The sequence below is a fragment of the Ferrovibrio xuzhouensis genome, assembly GCF_042648965.1.
Taxonomy (GTDB): domain Bacteria; phylum Pseudomonadota; class Alphaproteobacteria; order Ferrovibrionales; family Ferrovibrionaceae; genus Ferrovibrio; species Ferrovibrio xuzhouensis.
Map to the genome: position 1 here is coordinate 531,561 of NZ_JBHRYJ010000003.1, position 17,474 is coordinate 549,034.

The 17,474-nt window shown below is 63.0% G+C and carries 18 protein-coding genes; 9 read left to right on the forward strand and 9 right to left on the reverse strand.

Annotated features, from left to right (window positions below; translation table 11 throughout):
• Positions 1 to 129 precede the first annotated feature (129 nt).
• The 3 genes from ACFOOQ_RS16350 to ACFOOQ_RS16360 are packed head-to-tail and all read left to right on the forward strand — an operon-like array spanning position 130 to position 5,125.
• Complete coding sequence (locus ACFOOQ_RS16350; protein WP_379728595.1) at positions 130 to 537, forward strand: FixH family protein; 408 nt, start codon at positions 130 to 132, stop codon at positions 535 to 537.
• Positions 534 to 1,952, forward strand: a complete 1,419-nt coding sequence (locus ACFOOQ_RS16355; protein ID WP_379728597.1) for an efflux RND transporter periplasmic adaptor subunit — start codon at positions 534 to 536, stop codon at positions 1,950 to 1,952. Before ACFOOQ_RS16350 ends, ACFOOQ_RS16355 begins: the two co-directional genes overlap by 4 nt.
• Entirely contained in the window at positions 1,949 to 5,125 is a 3,177-nt protein-coding gene (locus ACFOOQ_RS16360) for an efflux RND transporter permease subunit (RefSeq protein ID WP_379728599.1), read from the forward strand. The genes ACFOOQ_RS16355 and ACFOOQ_RS16360 overlap by 4 nt, the downstream gene beginning before the upstream one ends.
• 575 nt (positions 5,126 to 5,700) lie before the next feature.
• Here the strand turns inward: ACFOOQ_RS16360 and ACFOOQ_RS16365 are convergent.
• The 8 genes from ACFOOQ_RS16365 to ACFOOQ_RS16400 all read right to left on the reverse strand — a co-directional run bounded on the left by ACFOOQ_RS16365 (position 5,701) and on the right by ACFOOQ_RS16400 (position 12,892).
• Positions 5,701 to 6,390 (reverse strand): haloacid dehalogenase type II, encoded by a 690-nt coding sequence (locus tag ACFOOQ_RS16365; protein WP_379728601.1) that lies wholly within the window; start codon positions 6,388 to 6,390, stop codon positions 5,701 to 5,703.
• 55 nt (positions 6,391 to 6,445) lie between these two features.
• The gene (locus tag ACFOOQ_RS16370; protein ID WP_379728603.1) at positions 6,446 to 7,549 is read right to left on the reverse strand and encodes an FAD-dependent oxidoreductase; all 1,104 of its coding nucleotides are present in this window, start codon (positions 7,547 to 7,549) and stop codon (positions 6,446 to 6,448) included.
• A gap of 53 nt (positions 7,550 to 7,602) precedes the next feature.
• On the reverse strand, positions 7,603 to 8,262 hold the full coding sequence (locus ACFOOQ_RS16375; protein ID WP_379728605.1) for a DUF3047 domain-containing protein: 660 nt from the start codon (positions 8,260 to 8,262) through the stop codon (positions 7,603 to 7,605).
• Positions 8,259 to 8,876, reverse strand: coding sequence for a CDP-alcohol phosphatidyltransferase family protein (locus ACFOOQ_RS16380; protein WP_379728607.1), 618 nt, complete (start codon positions 8,874 to 8,876; stop codon positions 8,259 to 8,261). Before ACFOOQ_RS16380 ends, ACFOOQ_RS16375 begins: the two co-directional genes overlap by 4 nt.
• Before the next feature lie 19 nt (positions 8,877 to 8,895).
• The gene (locus ACFOOQ_RS16385) at positions 8,896 to 11,037 is read right to left on the reverse strand and encodes an FAD-dependent oxidoreductase (protein WP_379728609.1); all 2,142 of its coding nucleotides are present in this window, start codon (positions 11,035 to 11,037) and stop codon (positions 8,896 to 8,898) included.
• A 124-nt stretch (positions 11,038 to 11,161) separates the two neighbouring features.
• Positions 11,162 to 11,710: a peroxiredoxin-like family protein gene (locus tag ACFOOQ_RS16390; RefSeq protein WP_379728611.1), complete on the reverse strand. Its 549-nt coding sequence runs from the start codon at positions 11,708 to 11,710 to the stop codon at positions 11,162 to 11,164.
• 29 nt (positions 11,711 to 11,739) lie between these two features.
• Positions 11,740 to 12,462, reverse strand: coding sequence for a cytochrome c biogenesis CcdA family protein (locus ACFOOQ_RS16395; protein WP_379728613.1), 723 nt, complete (start codon positions 12,460 to 12,462; stop codon positions 11,740 to 11,742).
• 25 nt (positions 12,463 to 12,487) lie between these two features.
• On the reverse strand, positions 12,488 to 12,892 hold the full coding sequence (locus ACFOOQ_RS16400) for a thioredoxin family protein (RefSeq protein ID WP_379728615.1): 405 nt from the start codon (positions 12,890 to 12,892) through the stop codon (positions 12,488 to 12,490).
• Between the two features lie 13 nt (positions 12,893 to 12,905).
• On the opposite strand from ACFOOQ_RS16400, the gene ACFOOQ_RS16405 reads away from it, so the two are divergent.
• The 4 genes from ACFOOQ_RS16405 (at position 12,906) to ACFOOQ_RS16420 (ending at position 15,166) form a co-directional block, all read left to right on the forward strand.
• Positions 12,906 to 13,574 carry a TetR/AcrR family transcriptional regulator gene (locus ACFOOQ_RS16405; RefSeq protein WP_379728675.1) on the forward strand — a complete coding sequence of 223 codons (669 nt, stop codon included), beginning with the start codon at positions 12,906 to 12,908 and terminating at the stop codon, positions 13,572 to 13,574.
• A gap of 40 nt (positions 13,575 to 13,614) precedes the next feature.
• The gene (nrtS, locus tag ACFOOQ_RS16410) at positions 13,615 to 13,965 is read left to right on the forward strand and encodes a nitrate/nitrite transporter NrtS (protein ID WP_379728617.1); all 351 of its coding nucleotides are present in this window, start codon (positions 13,615 to 13,617) and stop codon (positions 13,963 to 13,965) included.
• Positions 13,966 to 14,111: 146 nt separating this feature from the next.
• Entirely contained in the window at positions 14,112 to 14,837 is a 726-nt protein-coding gene (locus tag ACFOOQ_RS16415; protein ID WP_379728619.1) for an RNA polymerase sigma factor, read from the forward strand.
• Between the two features lie 89 nt (positions 14,838 to 14,926).
• Complete coding sequence (locus ACFOOQ_RS16420) at positions 14,927 to 15,166, forward strand: anti-sigma factor family protein (RefSeq protein WP_449265816.1); 240 nt, start codon at positions 14,927 to 14,929, stop codon at positions 15,164 to 15,166.
• Positions 15,167 to 15,220: 54 nt separating this feature from the next.
• On the opposite strand, the gene ACFOOQ_RS16425 is transcribed toward ACFOOQ_RS16420, so the two are convergent.
• Positions 15,221 to 15,901 (reverse strand): DUF6969 family protein, encoded by a 681-nt coding sequence (locus ACFOOQ_RS16425; protein ID WP_379728621.1) that lies wholly within the window; start codon positions 15,899 to 15,901, stop codon positions 15,221 to 15,223.
• Between the two features lie 675 nt (positions 15,902 to 16,576).
• Between ACFOOQ_RS16425 and ACFOOQ_RS16430 the strand changes: the two genes are divergently transcribed.
• Together ACFOOQ_RS16430 and ACFOOQ_RS16435 are read left to right on the forward strand one after the other, a co-directional pair.
• Positions 16,577 to 17,104, forward strand: coding sequence for a YHS domain-containing (seleno)protein (locus ACFOOQ_RS16430; RefSeq protein WP_379728623.1), 528 nt, complete (start codon positions 16,577 to 16,579; stop codon positions 17,102 to 17,104).
• Positions 17,105 to 17,156: 52 nt separating this feature from the next.
• Entirely contained in the window at positions 17,157 to 17,462 is a 306-nt protein-coding gene (locus ACFOOQ_RS16435; protein ID WP_379728625.1) for a BufA1 family periplasmic bufferin-type metallophore, read from the forward strand.
• Positions 17,463 to 17,474 lie beyond the last annotated feature (12 nt).

Consider the following 17,474-nt stretch of genomic DNA (forward strand, 5'->3'; position numbering starts at 1 on the left):
ATCGCCGGCGTTTGCGCGCCGGGCTCGTGTCGCCCCAGCGAGGCTCGGGCGGCCGAGAGCGCGTGGCCATAGGCCGCGCAACGCCGGGCCATGTGCACGGTGCTTCGATGAATCTGGGATTTTCAAACTATGACGACCTTTCCTATGAAGCGCGCCGCTGCGGCGGCGCTCGCGGCCGTGCTTTCCGTGGCGGCCCTCTCAACGGCGCGTGCCGACATCACGGACTATGAGTTTCGGCTCGTTCAGATGGACGTCAAGCAGGGCAACGGCGCCATTGTCGCTGTCCGGCTCGTCGACAAGCGATCCGGTAAGGCAGTTCCCGATGCCGTCATCTTCGCGACCCGAATCGACATGGCGCCTGACGGCATGGAGACGATGGCGGCGCCGATCGAGGCTCTGCCGTCGACCGAGCCGGGTGTCTATCGCTTCAAGACCAACTTGATGATGGCTGGCGGCTGGCGGCTTTCGCTCGGCGCCAAGATCCAGGGTGAGACCGGAACGATTGAGAACAAGCTGGTCCTGAAGGCCGTACCGTGAAACGGATCGTCCTCACGGGCCTCACCCTCGCCGCCGTTCTGGCGGCGGGGGTCGGAGGCTACTGGGCCGGCGTCCGGGGTCTCCCGGTAGCCGGCCTCCGCGACTGGCTCGGTGTCGAGGGGACCCTTGCGGCTGAGCCGACCGGCACGGGAACGGTGATTTATTATCAGGACCCCGACAGCAAGCCGGTCTATTCGGCGATGCCGCGCCAAACCGCGGACGGCCGCGCCTTCCGCGCCGTTCGCGCCAGCGAGGACGTGAGCTTTGAGGACACGCCGGCGGGAACGGCGGAAACGACCAGGCAGGCAAGCCCTCGGCGCATCCTCTACTACCGCAACCCAATGGGTCTGCCTGACACGTCTCCTGCGCCGAAGAAGGACGCGATGGGGATGGACTACATCCCCGTCTACGCCGGCGAGGATGACGGCGGCTCGGTCGTGCGGGTGTCGCTCGGCAAGCTCCAGCGGACCGGCGTGCGATCTGAGCTGGTAGTTCGGCGGACCGTTGGCAGACTGGTGCGAGTGCCGGGAATAGTGCAGCTCGACGAGCGGCGCATCTCCGTGGTTGCTACCCGGAGCGACGCATTCATCAACGAGGTGGTGAACGTCACGACGGGAGACCGGGTGACAAAGGGCCAAGTGCTCCTTCAACTCTATTCGCCGAACATCGCCGCCGCCGGCGCCCAGTTCCTTACCGATCTCAACAGTGGCGGCCGCGACACCGCTCTCGGCGGCGCCCGCCAGCGGCTGGAGAATCTTGGGCTGCCGCCTGAGGCGATCGCCGAGATCGAGCGCACGCGCAAGGTGCCATTGTCCATGACATGGCGCGCGCCGCGTGATGGCGTTGTGCTGGAACGGAATGTCGTCGAAGGCATGAAGGCAGGCCCGGGCGACGTGCTGTTCCGCCTCGCGGACATCTCGACCATCTGGGTGCTGGCGGACGTGCCCGAGTTCGATCTCGGTGCGGTCCGCATCGGGGCGCCGGTGACGATCCGGGTCCGAAGCCTGCCGGGACGCAGCCTCACCGGACGCGTGTCGCTGATCTACCCGCAGGTCGGCGAAGCGACACGCGCCACGAGGGTACGGATCGAGATCGCGAACCCGGACGGCGTTCTGCTTCCCAACATGTATGCCGAAGTAGAGATCGGTTCCGGCGGCGCCGCGCCCGTCGTTGCCGTGCCCGACAGCGCGTTGATCGACACCGGCACGCGGCAGGTGGTGATCCTTGATCGTGGAGAAGGCCGGTTCGAACCGCGCGACGTGAAGACCGGCTTGCGCGGCGAAGGCTTCACCGAAATCCGCCAGGGCGTCGCGGAGGGTGACCGCGTTGTCGTCGCGGCGAACTTCCTGATCGACGCCGAAAGCAATCTGAAGGCGGCGCTGCGCGGCCTGACACAGCCGGAGGCACAGCCATGATCGCTCGCCTCATCGGCTGGTCAGCTCGCAACCTCGTGCTCGTCTTCGTCGGCACGATCTTTGCCGTTGCCGCCGGGCTCTATGCGCTGAAGACACTGCCGCTCGACGCTATCCCCGACCTCTCCGACGTGCAGGTGATCGTCTATACCAATTATCCCGGCCAGGCGCCGCAGGTGGTCGAGGACCAGGTCACCTATCCGCTCGCGACGTCAATGCTGACGGTGCCCAAGTCGAAAGTCGTGCGCGGCTTCTCCTTCTTCGGCGTCTCCTTCGTCTACGTGATCTTCGAGGACGGCGCCGATCCCTATTGGGCCCGCAGCCGCGTACTCGAATATCTCAACGCCGCCTCCCAGCGGCTGCCGGCGGGTGTGACGCCAACCCTCGGACCGGATGCGACCGGTGTCGGCTGGGTCTACCAATACGCCGTCGTCGCCAGGGAGATGACGCTCGCCGAGTTGCGTTCGCTGCAGGACTGGGTGATCCGCTTCGACGCCTCCAAAGCGGAGGGCGTCGCGGAAGTCGCCAGCGTCGGCGGCTTCGTGAAGCAGTATTCGATCGTGGTCGATCCGAATCGGCTGCGGGCGTTGGGCATCCCGCTCGATCGGGTGCGCGACGCCGTCAAGGCCAGCAACGCCGATGTCGGCGGCCGCACTGTCGAACTCTCCGAGTTCGAGTTCATGGTGCGCGGCCGCGGCTATGTCCGCAGCGTCGCCGACATCGAGAACGTGGTGCTGAAGACCGACCGCGGCGTGTCGCTGCGCGTGAAGGATGTCGCCCGCGTCGAGATCGGGCCGGACGAACGGCGCGGCATCACCGAGCTCAACGGCGAAGGCGAGGTCGCAAGCGGCATCGTCCTGCAACGCTTCGGCGCCAACGCGCTGACTGTGATCGAGAACGTCAAAGCGCGACTTGCCGAGATTTCGTCGAGCCTCCCCAAGGGGGCTGAGATCGTGCCGGTCTATGACCGTTCCGAGCTGATCGGCCGGGCGATCGAGACGCTGAAGGGCACGCTGATCGAGGAGAGCATCATCGTCGCGCTGGTCTGCGTGGTGTTTCTGCTGCATTTGCGCAGCGCGCTGGTCGCCATCCTCATGCTCCCGGTCGGCATCCTGATCGCCTTCGCCGCGATGAAGACGATCGGGCTTGGCTCCAACATCATGAGTCTCGGCGGCATCGCCATCGCCGTCGGCGCCATGATCGACGCCGCCATTGTGATGATCGAGAACGCCCACAAGCATTTGGAGCGTGCGCCACCGGACAAGCGGCGCGTCGAGATCCTGATCGAAGCGGCAAGCCAGGTCGGGCCGGCCTTGTTCTTCAGCCTGCTCGTCATCACCGTCTCCTTCCTGCCGATCTTCACGCTGGAATCGCAGGAAGGCCGGATGTTCGGCCCGCTCGCCTTCACAAAGACCTTCTCGATGGCCGCCGCGGCGCTGCTCTCAGTGACGCTGGTGCCGGCCTTGATGGTGGTCTTCGTGAGAGGCCGGATCATCCCGGAGCACCGTAACCCGATCAACCGTTTCCTGATCTGGGTCTACCGCCCGGTTATTCGCGGTGTCCTGAAGGCCAAGACGCTCACCATCCTCGTCGCGCTCATTGCGCTTGGCATCACCGTCTGGCCGGCGCGCCAATTCGGGTCGGAGTTCATGCCGAGCCTCGACGAGGGGACGCTGATGTACATGCCGACCACCTTGCCGGGGATCTCCGTCACCAAGGCCGCTGAGCTGCTGCAAATGCAGGACCGCATCATCAAGAGCTTCCCGGAGGTGGCCTCGGTCTACGGCAAGGCGGGGCGTGCGCTGACCGCGACCGATCCGGCGCCGACCGAGATGTTCGAGACCATCATCAATCTGAAACCGAAGGGTGAATGGCGGCCAGGCGTCACCATCGACAACCTGAAGGCCGAGATGGACCAGGCGCTGCAATTTCCCGGCGTCTCCAACGCCTGGACCATGCCGATCCGTGCCCGTATCGACATGCTGGCGACCGGCATCCGCACGCCGGTCGGGGTCAAGGTGTTCGGCACCGATCTCACCCAGATGGAGCAGAGCGCCCGTGAAATCGAGCGGGTGCTGCGGTCGGTGCCAGGCACATCGAGTGCCTATGCTGAGCGGGTGTTCGTGGGCTATTATCTCGACATCGTGCCGGACCGCGACGTGCTGGGGCGCTATGGACTGGCCATCGGCGACGTCCAAGGCGTGATCGCAAGCGCGCTCGGGGCGGAGACGGTGACCACCACAGTCGAGGGCCGCGAGCGCTACGCTGTCACCATCCGCTATCCTCGCGACTTCAGGAGCGATCCGCAGTCGATCGCCCGCGATGTGCAGGTGCCGTTACCGGGTGGTGGAACGGTGCCGCTGGGCGAAGTCGCCAAGGTCGAGCTCACGCGCGGCGCCACCTCGATCCGCACCGAGAATGGCCAGCTCGCGGTCTATGTCTTCGTCGATATCGCCGGTCGGGACCTGGGTGGCTATGTCGCCGAGGCGCAACGGGTCGTCGCGAACGAGGTCAAGCTGCCGCCCGGCACCTATGTCGCGTGGAGCGGCCAGTTCGAGTATCTCCAGCGCGCCGAGGCGCGGCTGAAGATCGTCGTACCGGTGACACTGCTGGTCATTTTCCTGCTGCTCTACCTCAACTTCCGGGCACTGACGGAAACGCTCATCGTCATGCTGTCGCTGCCCTTCGCGTTGGTCGGCGGCTTCTGGCTGATGTGGTGGCTCGGCTTCAACATGTCGGTCGCCGTGGCCGTCGGCTTCATTGCCCTTGCCGGCGTCGCCGCCGAGACCGGCGTCATCATGCTGATCTATCTCGAACAGGCGATGGCGGAACTGAAGGCTGAGCGAGAGGCGGAAGGACGGCCCTTCACCCGGACGGATCTCTATCAGGCGATCATGCTCGGTGCTGTCGAACGGGTACGGCCAAAGATGATGACGGTCATTGCGATCACGGCCGGCCTCGTCCCCATCCTGTGGAGCACCGGCACGGGCTCGGAAGTGATGCAGCGCATCGCGGTGCCGATGATCGGCGGCATGGTCTCCTCGACCGTGCTGACGCTGGTCGTGATCCCGGCCGTCTACGGGCTGATCAAGGGCTGGCGGTTGCCGCGGAGTGTGGTCGCCGATGAGACGGTCATCGAACGGGGTCCAGCCAGCGTCAAGGCGGCCGCCGAATGAGAGGAGGTCCCAATGATGCACGACATGATGGGAGCCATGGGATGGGGCATGGGCCTCGCCAGCCTTATCGGCATTCTCGTCCTGGTGCTGGCGATCGCTGCCCTCGTGAAATACGTCTTCTTCCGGTGAGGTGCGCATGCGCTCGCTCTTTCGGAGACAGAACGCGACGACTGATGATCGGCGCCCGCACAAGCGGTCGTCACGGACGTGCTGTCGCGCCCCTCCTGGGCGGCTGAGACTCTGCCCAAGCTGATTGTGACCCGCGATCCGAACTGCGGCTGCTGCGGGGGCACGCAACCATCTCAAATTGCTTTTCCGAGCGGCGGCCTGACCATCTAAAAAACTATGCTTTTCGGCCACGATCGCAAGCCAATGGAGGCCGAAGAAGATGAATTCGTGTAATTGGCGGTGAAAAGCGAGCCGGAAGTGTCGCACGCCCTTCGTGCAAAGCATTGATCGACCGCTGGGCTGTAAGCATGCCGGACAAGCTTATCGGCGTCGATTCGGCTTCACAAATTCAACGGCTTGATCCTGCTCTTGTCGCCCCAACCGATCCGATTCGGGCAGAATCTGCCTTAGGGAGACGCTACCAGCTCGGGCAAAGAGGAAAGCGACGTCACCTCGCAATCGGGCTTTCCCGGAAGCCGTTCGGGTCGCTGCCCGTACCGGTTGCACCAGACGACCCGCATTCCGAATGCCGATGCCGCATGGGCATCCCATGCGTTGGACGACTGGAACGACAGCGCCGATGCAGGCAGACGAAGTCGCTCCACCGCGAGCTGATAGACCTTGGGATTCGGCTTGAAAACCCCAACCTCCTCGACGGAGAGCACCGCGTCGAAGAGTCCGCCGAGGCCCGCGCCGTGGACCGCGGCGTCAAGCATCGCCGGCGTGCCGTTCGATAGGATCGCCAGCCGCAGCCCGGCCGCCTTGAGCCGGCGCAGGACCTCCGGCACCTCCGGAAAGGCGTGAAGGGCGAGATAAAGGCCCATCAGGCGCGCGTGCAGGCCGGGGCTGGCGATGCCCAAGGTCTCCAGAGCGAAATCGAGCGCGTCGCCCGTCACGCGGTGAAAGTCCGCGTGCCGCCCCTGCGCGGCGAGGAGCCATGTATATTGAAGCTGCTTGTCGCGCCAGAGCGCGGTCAGCGGCTCGGTCTTCTCGCCGAGCACATCCTTGCACCCTTTGGCCGCGGAGGAAAAATCGAACAGTGTGCCGTAGGCGTCGAAGACGCAGGCCCTGATGTTCTTGAGCGGCGCGAGACTCATGCGGGCTTCCTCGATGTTCGATCATGCGCTTCGTCCGAATATCGCTCTGCGAGGATCATTGTTTGTATTTCCGGACGAAACGCCGATCGATCCAGTCTTTCCAATACCAAGTCCAACGTCCCTCTACCGACCATTTGCCGCGAGACGCCACTGCATAACGGTTGCCTGTTGAGATGAGGCTCAGCCAGATCTTTGGGGGAGCAAAGGACTGAAGCTGCCGACCGGAAGCATATCGGCGCAGATTCTCACCAAGGACCGGTCCCTGGCGCACAGCAATGACTCCGGCTTTAGGCTGAGGACCGTCCACCAAGCCAGCCGCGTCGCCTGCGCAAAAGATGCCCTCATGAGACTTCGACTGCAAATGGCGATCGACTGCGACGAAGCCGGCATGGTCAAGGGCCAAACCTGACCGCGTGAGCCAGTCCGCAGGACGCACGCCGGTCGCCCAAACAAGGACATGTTGAAATCCGGCGCCGGAAAGACCGCGTGTCGCGATCACTTCAATGTCAGGCCCGGATAGGAACGTCACCCCGCGCCCTCGCAGGAGCCGAGCAACTCGTTGCCTTACCTTGGCGGGAAAACTCGGCAGGATGTCGTCGCCACCAACCAGTGAAACCCTGCTTTCGGCAATTCGGCCTCCAGCGAAAGGCATCTGCATCAATCGATGCTGGATCGAGAGAGCGAGTTCCACGCCTGCGGCCCCGGCACCTATGACCGCAATTCGCAGAGTTGGATCGGCTTCGATCACGTCCATCAGCCGCGTCCAGTCCTGCGCGAAGTCATCAATGGGCTTGGCCGCAACGCATCGTTCAGCGGACGTTCCGGTGGAACAATCCGTCACGGCTCCCGTGTTGATCGAGATGACGTCCCCCGCGATTTCGCGGCCGTCGCTGAGCAGAATCGAGCGTCGTTCAGCGTCCAGTCTCGTAGCCTCTGCTACCACAAGCGCGCAGTTGGCTCGTTGCGTCAGCGGCGCAAGTGGAACGTGGATCTCGTCCGCCGAGTAGTGACCGGCCACGAAGCCGGGCAGCATTCCCGAATATGGCGCGTGCGCACCCTTGGTGATCAAGCTCAGTCGCACGCCCGGTTGGGGACGGCGTCCGAACCGTCTGAGGACTTCGAGGTGTGCATGACCACCACCGAGCAGCACGATATGCATCGCGTTTCGCAATCGCCCCCTACTAATTTTCCATTTGATGCCGAGCGTTTCATCTATTCCGTGCTGAACCAAATCTCGCCATAGAACGCCTCGGCACGGCCACCATGGTTGTCGGCGTCCGTCATTAGGGCGACAGCGTCGATTTCTGAGATGTCTTCTCTGAACGCCCTCTTCAGGTCGGCCCTAAGATCGCGCTTGTGGCGGACCCATTTGTTTAAGGTTTGAGTACCAGAGTCGATCGCGAAGAGATGAACCTGTTTTGTAAAGGGGCTCGGCCAAAGGCTTCCGGCGGGATGTTGGCTCGCCCAGACATAGTTGAGCGATAGGGAACTGGTCCCCAGGATGCCGCGCTCGACAACGACATAAATCCGCGCGGGAAAATCGTCGCCGGCTTTTGTTCGCTCATCAATGCCAGGGAAAATGTTGGTAACTTTCCACGACCAGTTAAGAAAAGGGGTTTTGCTCAAATCGATCTTAATCTTTCGGAAGCGGCCGGATGCGGAAGCGTCCGCAACGGCCTTTAGGACCGCCGAATTGATCTCTGGATCGATAGCGAATGTGTAGCTCGTCTCTCCCTTGAACGAGCGGCTTTCCCAGGCGTTGAGTGCGCCATCCGAAAAGCGGCTGATCGCGATCGCGTCTCCTGCTGCCACGGTGGGGACGGTTCCTGCGAAGATCAGTCCTGCGAACGACAGCGCGATGCCAAGTCTCATAATTTTCTCTCCGAGAAGATACGCCACCCCCACCACCAGCGCGTCGCCGTGGTGATGAGAGCAAGGATCGTGAAAACCCAGGCGATGGCGGCAAAGCTCGCCGGCCGGAGGCACATTGCCGCGAACGCCACGAAGGTCTCGCCCCCTTCGGTCAAGCCGCCGAGATAGTAGATTCCCTTTTGGGGGTACGATGTCGATGAGACGCCTCGCTTTGCTGCGATCACAGAAAATGCCAGAAAGCTGCTACCTGTCCCGACGAAGGCGAGCAGTAGAGCTGATGCGGCCAAGGCATTTTCTGCAGGATCGGCGAGCGCGAAGCCAAACGGAACCGTGGCGTAGAAAAAGAAGTCGAGGGCGATATCCATAAACGCGCCACGGTCGGTAGGACCCCGTTCGCGTGCGATAGCACCGTCGAGTCCATCGAAAATCCTATTCAGGATAATGAAGGCCAGCGCCGTTGCGTAAAGTCGTTGGGCCACCAGGCCAGACGCCGCCAACCCGAATACAAATCCGCACAAGGTTATGCTGTCGGCGCTAACACCCCGTACCGAGAGCCAGCGGGCGGGACCTTGCAGCACCCTTCTCTGCGAAGTCAGAAGATGACGGTCGAACACAATCGAATCTCCCCGACCGTTATCCGCGCTGCCATTTGAGCCAGCGCTCCGACAGAGACAGCGCCCAAGCGGGAGTGTGCGCCCTACGCCACTCCCCGGCGACAGCCTTGTTGGCTTCCATCCACCCCGGATAAGGGTGGATCGTGCGCAGGATCGCGTTGAGCCCCAGACCGTTTTTCATAGCGAGTGTGAATTCCGCGAGCATGTCCCCGGCCCTCGCGCCGATCAGAGTCGCCCCAAGAATCCGGTCCTTGCCCGGCGCCGTCAGGATTTTGACGAGGCCCTGATTAGCTTCGTCGGTGATGGCCCGGTCGAGTTCCCCTAGGTCATAGGTCGTGACCTCGAACGCCACACCCTTGCGGTGGGCCTCCTCCTCCGTCAGCCCGACCCGGGCGATCTCCGGATCGGTATAGATGACGATCGGAAAGACGCTGACATCAACGGTCCATGACTTGACGTTCCCGAACAGCGCGTTGATGGAAGCGAACCATGCGTAGTGTCCGGCCGCGTGAGTGAACTGGAGTTCGCCGATCACGTCGCCCGCGGCGAGAATGCTTGGCAGTCTTGTCCGGAGTCGACGATCCACCACAAGGCGGCCGTTCTCCAAAAGCCCGAGCTCTTCCAGACCGAAACCGGTCACACGCGGACGGCGACCGGCGGCGACCAGCACTCTGTCGAAGGGAATAGCGCTCCCATCACCAAGGAACACCGTGCATTGTCCGTCAACGCGCTCGAACCGGTCTATGTCGACCCCGACTTGGAGTTCGACGCCATCGGCAGCGAGGATGGAATGCATCGCTTTGCCGACTTCTTCATCCTCCCGCGCCAGCAGACGCGGCGCAGCCTCCAGAAGGACCGTTCGGCATCCGAGGCGGGCGAAACTTTGAGCAAGTTCGCAGCCGATAGCCCCGCCGCCCACCACGAGCAGCGTGCGCGGCAGGGTGGCAAGAGACCATACAGTTTCCGAGGTAAGCGGCTCCATCCGCTCAAGGCCAGGAATCGGAGGGAGCGCCGGCTCGGCGCCCGAGGCGACAACAATGCGACGGGTGGTCAGCGTTCGATCCCCGACCGCGACAGTCCAGGGGCTGGTGAGGCGCGCGGAGCCGCGGATCACCTCTACGCCCAAGCCTTGGTAACGTGCGGCGGAATCGTGCGGCGCGACGCGCGCAATGACGCGCCTGACGCGCGCCATCAGCGCCGGAAAGTCGGCCTCCAATGCCCCCTTGAGGCCGAATTGTTCGGCGTAGCGCGCCTCCTTCATCAGCTTGGCGGAGCGGATCAGTGCCTTCGAGGGCACGCATCCCGTGTTCAGGCAGTCGCCGCCCAATTCGCCGTGCTCGATGAGGGCGACGCGCGCCTTGGCGGCGGCGGCGATATAGGCGGTCACGAGCCCGGCAGAACCGCCGCCGATCACCACCAGATTGTAGTCCGCAGTCCGCGGACGAGGCCATGGTCGTAAGAGCGCACGCTGGTCCCACCACCCTTGAGCGGCTTTGACAGCAAAGGGCAAGAGCGCGAGCGCTGCGAACGCCATGAGAAGACGCCCGCTCAGCAGGTCGCCGGCGCTTTGGAGCGAGCCAAGCTCACTTCCCGCATTCACGTAGATGATGGTCGCCGGCAGCATGCCGATCTGGCTGACCCATGCGAAGGTGCGCGCCGGCATCTGGGTGAGACCCATCGCGACATTGATCGCGAAGAAGGGAACGACCGGCACGAGCCGCAAGCCGAACAGGTAGCGGCCGCCATCGCGCCTGATTCCCTCGTTCAGTTTCTCCATCAATGGCGCGAACCTGGCCTCGACCACACGGCGCAGGAGATAGCGCGCCGTGAGCATGGCGAGCGTCGCTCCCACTACGCTGGCGAATGAGACGATGACGGTTCCGCCCAAGAGGCCGAACAGGCTTCCCGCCACCAGCGTCAAGGCGGTTCCGCCGGGGATCGAAAGCGATGTGACCGCAACATAGACGAGGAAGAAGCTGAGCGCGCCCAGGAACGGGTGCACGCCGAGCCAGCCCTGCCAAGCGCTACGGTACTGAGCGAGCGCATGCCAATCGAGAAGGCGCGGACCTCCCATAGCGACGAAGACGATCAATGAAGCGGCGATGGCCACGGCGATGGCCAGTCGCGGGCCAAGCCGCCGGGATGTTCTAACGCGCTTCATTTTGGGCCTTCAGGAATAGTTCGACCGATGGGCCGGTTGGCAGGGTTTCGCCCGTGTCTGTGCGGGGGCACGTCTGTGCCCGCCGAAAGGTCAGCCGGGTGTCTGTTCAATTCGCCAAGCGGCGTCACACGCTCACCACCTCGCCACGCGCCGGGTAATCGATCTTCACGACGTAATCGATGGCGCTGAGGATGTCCGCGAAGTGCGGCCGCGCGAAAGGCATCGTCTGGATACTGCCGAAATAGAGGGTACCGTCCGGCCGGATAAGGTAGAGCGCGGGCTCGGAAAAACGGGCGGGCTCGTCAATTCCCAGTGACGTTTTTCCTCTTCCGGCCGAGACGAACAGGCCCCATCGGCGGGCCGTCGCGAGATCGAGCCCGTAGCCAAGGGGGAGTCGAGCCAAACCCCACGCCGATTTGGCCTCCTGGGCCCGCTCCGCGGTGTCCGACGAGATCGCAACGACGGCAACGCCCCGCGTTTCGAAGTCATCGAGCTTGGCCTCCAACTCCTTGAGTTGGGCTTTGCAGATCGGGCAGTGCAGGCCGCGATAAAACACCACTAGGGTGAACGTCCTGGACCTTTCCGCCGTGATCTCAAAAATCCCGCCGCCGGCCAGATCGACAGCGAGCGCCGGGACCGGCTGGCGAGGAAATAGGGTGATGAGATCCGTCATAGTTTGCCTTCCAGTTTACGGTGGATCGGTCAGAATTGCGTAGTCAGACGGGTGAGCCAGGCAGGCGAGACATCGACCAGGAACGTCTCGAGCCGCTTGTCGAACCCGGTCAGGATCAGTGCACCGACAGCGACGAGAAGGCTCCCGAGGAGCGATCTGCCGCCCCGGCCGACACGAAGCAGCCGTTCGCGCCATCCCATCATGACGTCGCGCGAGACAAGGCCCAGCACCAGCAGCGGCAGCGCCGCCCCGAGGCCGAAGCTCAGCATCACAATGGCTACCTGGCCGAGGTCTTTGCCCTGCGCAGCGAGAACGGAAGCCGCACCGAGGGTGGGGCCGACACATGGGCTCCAAACCGCCCCGAGCAGCAGGCCGACGGAGAACTGTCCTTTCAAGCTCGCTGTCGCGAAGCCGCCGAACCGATGCTCCGCCCATCCGCTGACTGGTCCCGCCGCCGTCGCCAACTGGCTTTGAAGCTGCGGCACGACCAGGACGATGCCGACGGCGATCAGCAGAACGGCCGCGACAGCACGGAAAATACCGGCATCCAATCCGATGGAGAAACCGATGGTGGCGACGAACAGGCCGATGGTCACGAAGGACAGCGCAAGTCCACTCGCCAAGGCCAGCGGCCCGAGCCGATGTTGCGAGACCGCCGCGCCCAGAACCAGAGGCAGGAGCGGCAACACGCAGGGAGACAGCGTCGAGAGGACGCCTGCCAGGAAGGCGAGGAGACCATCTCCGGCACTCATGGGTGACGACTCCTTCCGTGCGCTCTCATTTGGCGACCGTCGATTTCACGAGGGAGCCGATTGAATCGGGGCTCGTATCGCCCACCGACCGTGCGGTCTCGACCTTGCCTCTGAATGCGATAAGCGTGCTCTGACTCTGAGCGCGGAAATCGCGGACGACCGGCTTCTGGCTGTCGAAGTCGACCTCGAAGATGACCAGGGCCTTGTTCTCCGGCAGTTCGGCGAGTGCGTCGACGATCGGCTTCTGCGCCTTGCAGGTCGGGCACCAGCTCGCCGAAATCTCTACGAGAATGGGCGAACCCGCCGCCTGAGCCGCCGCGAAACTCTTGGCATCGAATGACTTGCGTTCTGCGGCCAAGCCAGCGTGCATCATCGCCAGAACGGCGAAGGCGCCAACGAAGGCGGACAGGATGGGACGCGTCTTATTCATGAGAATCTCCTTGATGGCTGATGCTTGTAATTTTAGATCGACCGATCTAAAAACCAATGACGATGCGTCCACCGCGCGTTCACATTGCAAGGAGCGATCCGTGGGGCGACACCGAGCCTTTGAAGAAGAAGCGGTCCTCGACGCCGCCGTCGAGTGCTTCTGGCGTAGAGGATATGGCGCGACTTCGGTAAGAGACCTCGCCGCCCACATGAAGCTGGGTGGCGCGAGCCTGTACAACGCCTTCGGCGACAAGCGGGCTTTGTTCGCTCGCGCGCTGCAGCACTATCTCGACCGATCGTCCCGCCGCCGGATGGCGCAACTCGACGCCGCCGCCGATCCGCTCGTGGCGCTGCACGTCTTCTTCGCCGATCTGATCACCGCCTCCCTCGCCGATCGTCGCGGCGGCTGCCTGCTCGTGAACTCCGCCATGGAGGTCGCACCCTTCGACGCCGAACTGGGAAAGGACATCAGGGCCGGTCTCAAGGAAATAGAAGACGGCTTTCGCCGCACAGTAGAACGTGCCCAGCGTGAGGGTTCCGTACGCTCTTGTGAGCCCAGCGAGGATCTCGCGAGGCGCCTGCTTTCGGCCGTCATTTCCACGCGTGTGCTTGCTCGCGTCGCCGATGATCGCGCACTCCTCGAGAGCATCGCCCACTCTGCGCTTCCCCCTTTGGACGGTTGAACCGAGCCATGAACAATTCGTCTGCCACCTCGGAGACACCATGATCGAACGTTTCATTTCCCACTCGTTAGAATCCGGCGTTCCGCGCAGATCATTGCTCGTCGCCGTGTTCGTCGGCACTGTCCTGAACCTCATCAACCAGGGCGATGCGGCCCTCAGCGGAGGCGCAATCAATTGGACCAAGATCGCGCTCACTTTTGCCGTGCCTTATTGCGTCGCGACTTACGGCGCCGTGTCTTATCGACTGCGCCAAGAGCGCGACGCCCTCTCGTCACAGGCTGCTTCTCACCAGCACGCCCCCCCTTCAGGAAACAGCGCAGAGACCGAGCTGCACGCCCTTAGGTCTCCCGAACGCGGGAGCCGTTACATCGGCGTGAGGATTGAACCATGACGACGGCGCTCCTCTGATGCTCGAGGGGTCATCACCTGCCCGCACTACGGCGCTGCGACATCCGAAACGATGCCGACCGAGGCGTGCCTGTTCTTCGACGCACGCACGGGATGCGACCGTAGGGAACCGCCCGCGGCAAACCCCGCATGTTGCAAGACAATGAAACGCTCAAGACCGGGCAAAAATCGGGAGCAGTGATGGGCGGCGGGGAAGATCATACAGACAAGAAGGACACCGAATCGGACGCGTTCCTCGCCCGCCTGCGCGGGCGAGACGAGGCCGCCTTCCGGTATCTCGTGCGCAGCCTTCACGGCGCCATGATCAGCCTCGCCCGATCGTTCGTAAGAAGCCGTGCGACAGCCGAGGAGGTGGTTCAGGACACGTGGGTCGCCGTCATTACGGGCCTGTCCGGGTTTGAGGGGCGATCATCCCTCAAGAGCTGGATCTTCGGCATCCTGGTCAACAAGGCGCGGACGCGGGGGGTGCGCGACGGCCGCATCGTGACCTTCTCGGACTTGGGCGTCGAGGGTGATCCTGCGGTTGATCCCGATCGCTTCAAATCCAACGGCATGTGGGCCGATCCGCCTGGCGGTTGGTCCGACATCACCCCCGAACGCATCGTCGCCGGACGCCAGATACTGGAGCATGTGTGGGCGGCGCTGGAGACCTTGCCGCCAGCCCAGCGCAGCGTCATCATTCTGCGCGAAGTTGAAGGATTGGGGCCGGAAGAGGCGTGCCTGATCCTCGGCGTGAGCGAGGCGAACCAGCGGGTTCTCCTGCATCGGGGCCGTTCGCGCATACGTCAGGCCATGGAAACTTTGCTCGATGCGCCGGCGGCTGGCCATTTGGCGCGCCCAGAGAGAAAAGTGTAACATCAAGCTGCGTTGCGAGACCGTACAGATGATGAGTTCATTCCTTACAGAAATCCGCTGGATTTCGATTTACCCCCTGGAGAACGGTCGTGCTCAGTTGTCGTGAAGTGACTGAGATGGCGAACGCCTATCTCGATCGCGATTTAAGTTGGTCGGCGAAAGCGCAATTTCGCTTGCATCTGATGATGTGTAAGCATTGCCGCAGGTATGTCGACCAACTGGCAAAAACGGTGACGCTGCTGCGGCAGGCACCGGCGGAGGCGCCGGATCGCGGCACCGAAGACAAGCTAGCGGAGTTGTTCCGCAACGCCGACCGCCCTCGCTTGTGACCACGCCTTCTCCTGCAGGTGCGCGTCTCAACGAGCCGCCTGTACGATTGGGTTCTATGGTGTCTCTGAGACGCCCTGTTGGGCGTCACTGATCTGGCGATCGATGTCGATTGTGCGCCTCGACGGGATCTCGAGCAGAAGATCTTCACATCGGCTCGTGCTGCCGCCAGTGCCGATTTCAAGAGCTGTGTCGCGCTCGCGGAGCAATTGTGCGATCACCGGCCGGTAGAGCGCGACGAAAGAAGCGAGCCAGCGGCTGGCGAGCGGCATCTCACCTTCGTCCGAGAAGACGAAGTGTTCGATCAGGGGAATGACCTCGTCGGCAGGATAGAGCCATTCGTCAGTCACCCATTGGTTCGTTGTGAACAGTTCGACCGGAACACCCCTGCGATCGATGGAAATGGCAATCAGATGGCATAATTGCTTGCCGCTATACTTGGCCTTGGGACGAGCGACGGGCGCGGCAGCGGACGTCAGTTTCGACCGCTCGACGAAGCAATGAAAATGACCGTGTTCATCGCCAGCGCGATCTTCGGGCGCGTGTGCATGGTAGAAGTACAGTGCGCCGCTTCGCGTATCATGTACATCCTCGGCCGGATAGTGGGCCAACTGTGTGAAGGGCGCATCGCCGATCAGATCTATAATGACGTGGCGCCCGTCCCGCGCGGCCTCGGACAACACCGAGAGGAAGATATCCGCCGCCACGGCGAGGCGTGTCTGTCGTTGCTGTGACATGGATTCTGGGTCCTGCGCACCCTGAGGACATGATTTTCTACGGTCGCACGGCTCAGGCGGCGGTCGTCGCCGCCCGAGCCGGGATTTTCAGCCTATCTCGACCTAATCCGTCATTTGGCTGCGCCGCACTTCGCGGCACACGGGGCCGGCTTCTCAGCGGCGCCGCACTTCGCGGCGCAGGCGCCCTTTTTCTTGATGGGGTGTTTCTTGATCGGGGCGCATTTCGCGGTACATGCCCCCTTCTTCTTGGCCGCACCGCACTGGGCCGTCGCCGGCGCGCATGCCGCGAGGGCCGGGCTCACGAGAGCAGGCGCAGCCGCGGTGAGCCCTCCGGCAATCACCATCATGGCGAGGGCACTTGATGATCTGATCGAAGACATTTGGTTCTTTCTCCTTCGGGTTGTCGTATCGGGCGAGACGGCCTCATCACGAAAATCCGCAACTTGAACCCGACCTGGGGTAGGTCGCGTCAAGTGGTGAGCCGTTACAGCCTTGGCGACGAAACCTTCTTTCCATCACCCACCGCGCACGCTTCCCAGCGCAATTGCCGCCGGTGCTGCAATGGCGGGTGTAACGCGCCGCTGTGTCGCGCGACTAACCCGTATGCCGTTGCTTGAGCTCAGCGCCATCACTGGCGGCTAGAGCTGCGGCGTAGTCAAAAATGAGGAGAGATACGTGACCACAACATCACCGCAACGCCGGGCAGTTCTTCGTCTCGCCGCGGCATCCGTCATCGCCGTGGCGCTGGCCGCCTCCGGCGGGATGACCCATTCCTACGCGGCGGAACCGTCCAAGACGACCGTCGCTCTAAACGCCGATGAGAACGGCGTGATGCTCAAGGGCTACGATCCGGTCGCCTACTTCACGGATGGAAAGGCGCTCAAAGGCTCGGAGCAATTCACGGCCGAGTATGAAGGGGCTCGGTACAATTTTGCGTCCGCCGCGCACAAGGATCTCTTTTTGAAAGATCCGGCGAAATACGCGCCGGCCTATGGCGGTTTCTGCGCAATGGGTGCGGTCTTCGATAAGAAGCTCGATGGAGACCCCACCTTGTGGAGGGTCGTCGACGGACGCCTCTATTTGAACGTCAACGCCGACGCGGCCAAGAAATGGGCCGATGACGTTCCTGGCAATATCGCGAAAGCGAACATCGAATGGCCGAAAATCAAGGACGTTCCGGCGAAGGAACTGAACGCCCGATGAAATGAATAGATTATCCGTCCACCACCGTCCTCACATCTCTAGGAGAGCAAAAATGTCTGCAACGACCAAACTCACCGCCGCCGCCAGCCTTGCCGGCGCACTCGCGACCGCCGTCCTGCTCCTCGCACAGCCAGTCGCCGCTCAGGACGCAGCCAAGGAGAAGTGCTTCGGCATCGCTCTGAAGGGGCAAAACGATTGTGCGGCGGGACCCGGCACGACCTGCGCCGGCACGTCCAAGGTCGACTATCAAGGCAATTCCTGGAAGCTCGTGCCGAAGGGAACCTGCCTCACCATGAAACTGCCCGACGGGCGCTCGGGTTCGCTGGAAGCTCTGACTCGCGACGTGCCCAAGGCCTGACGGCGGCCGCGC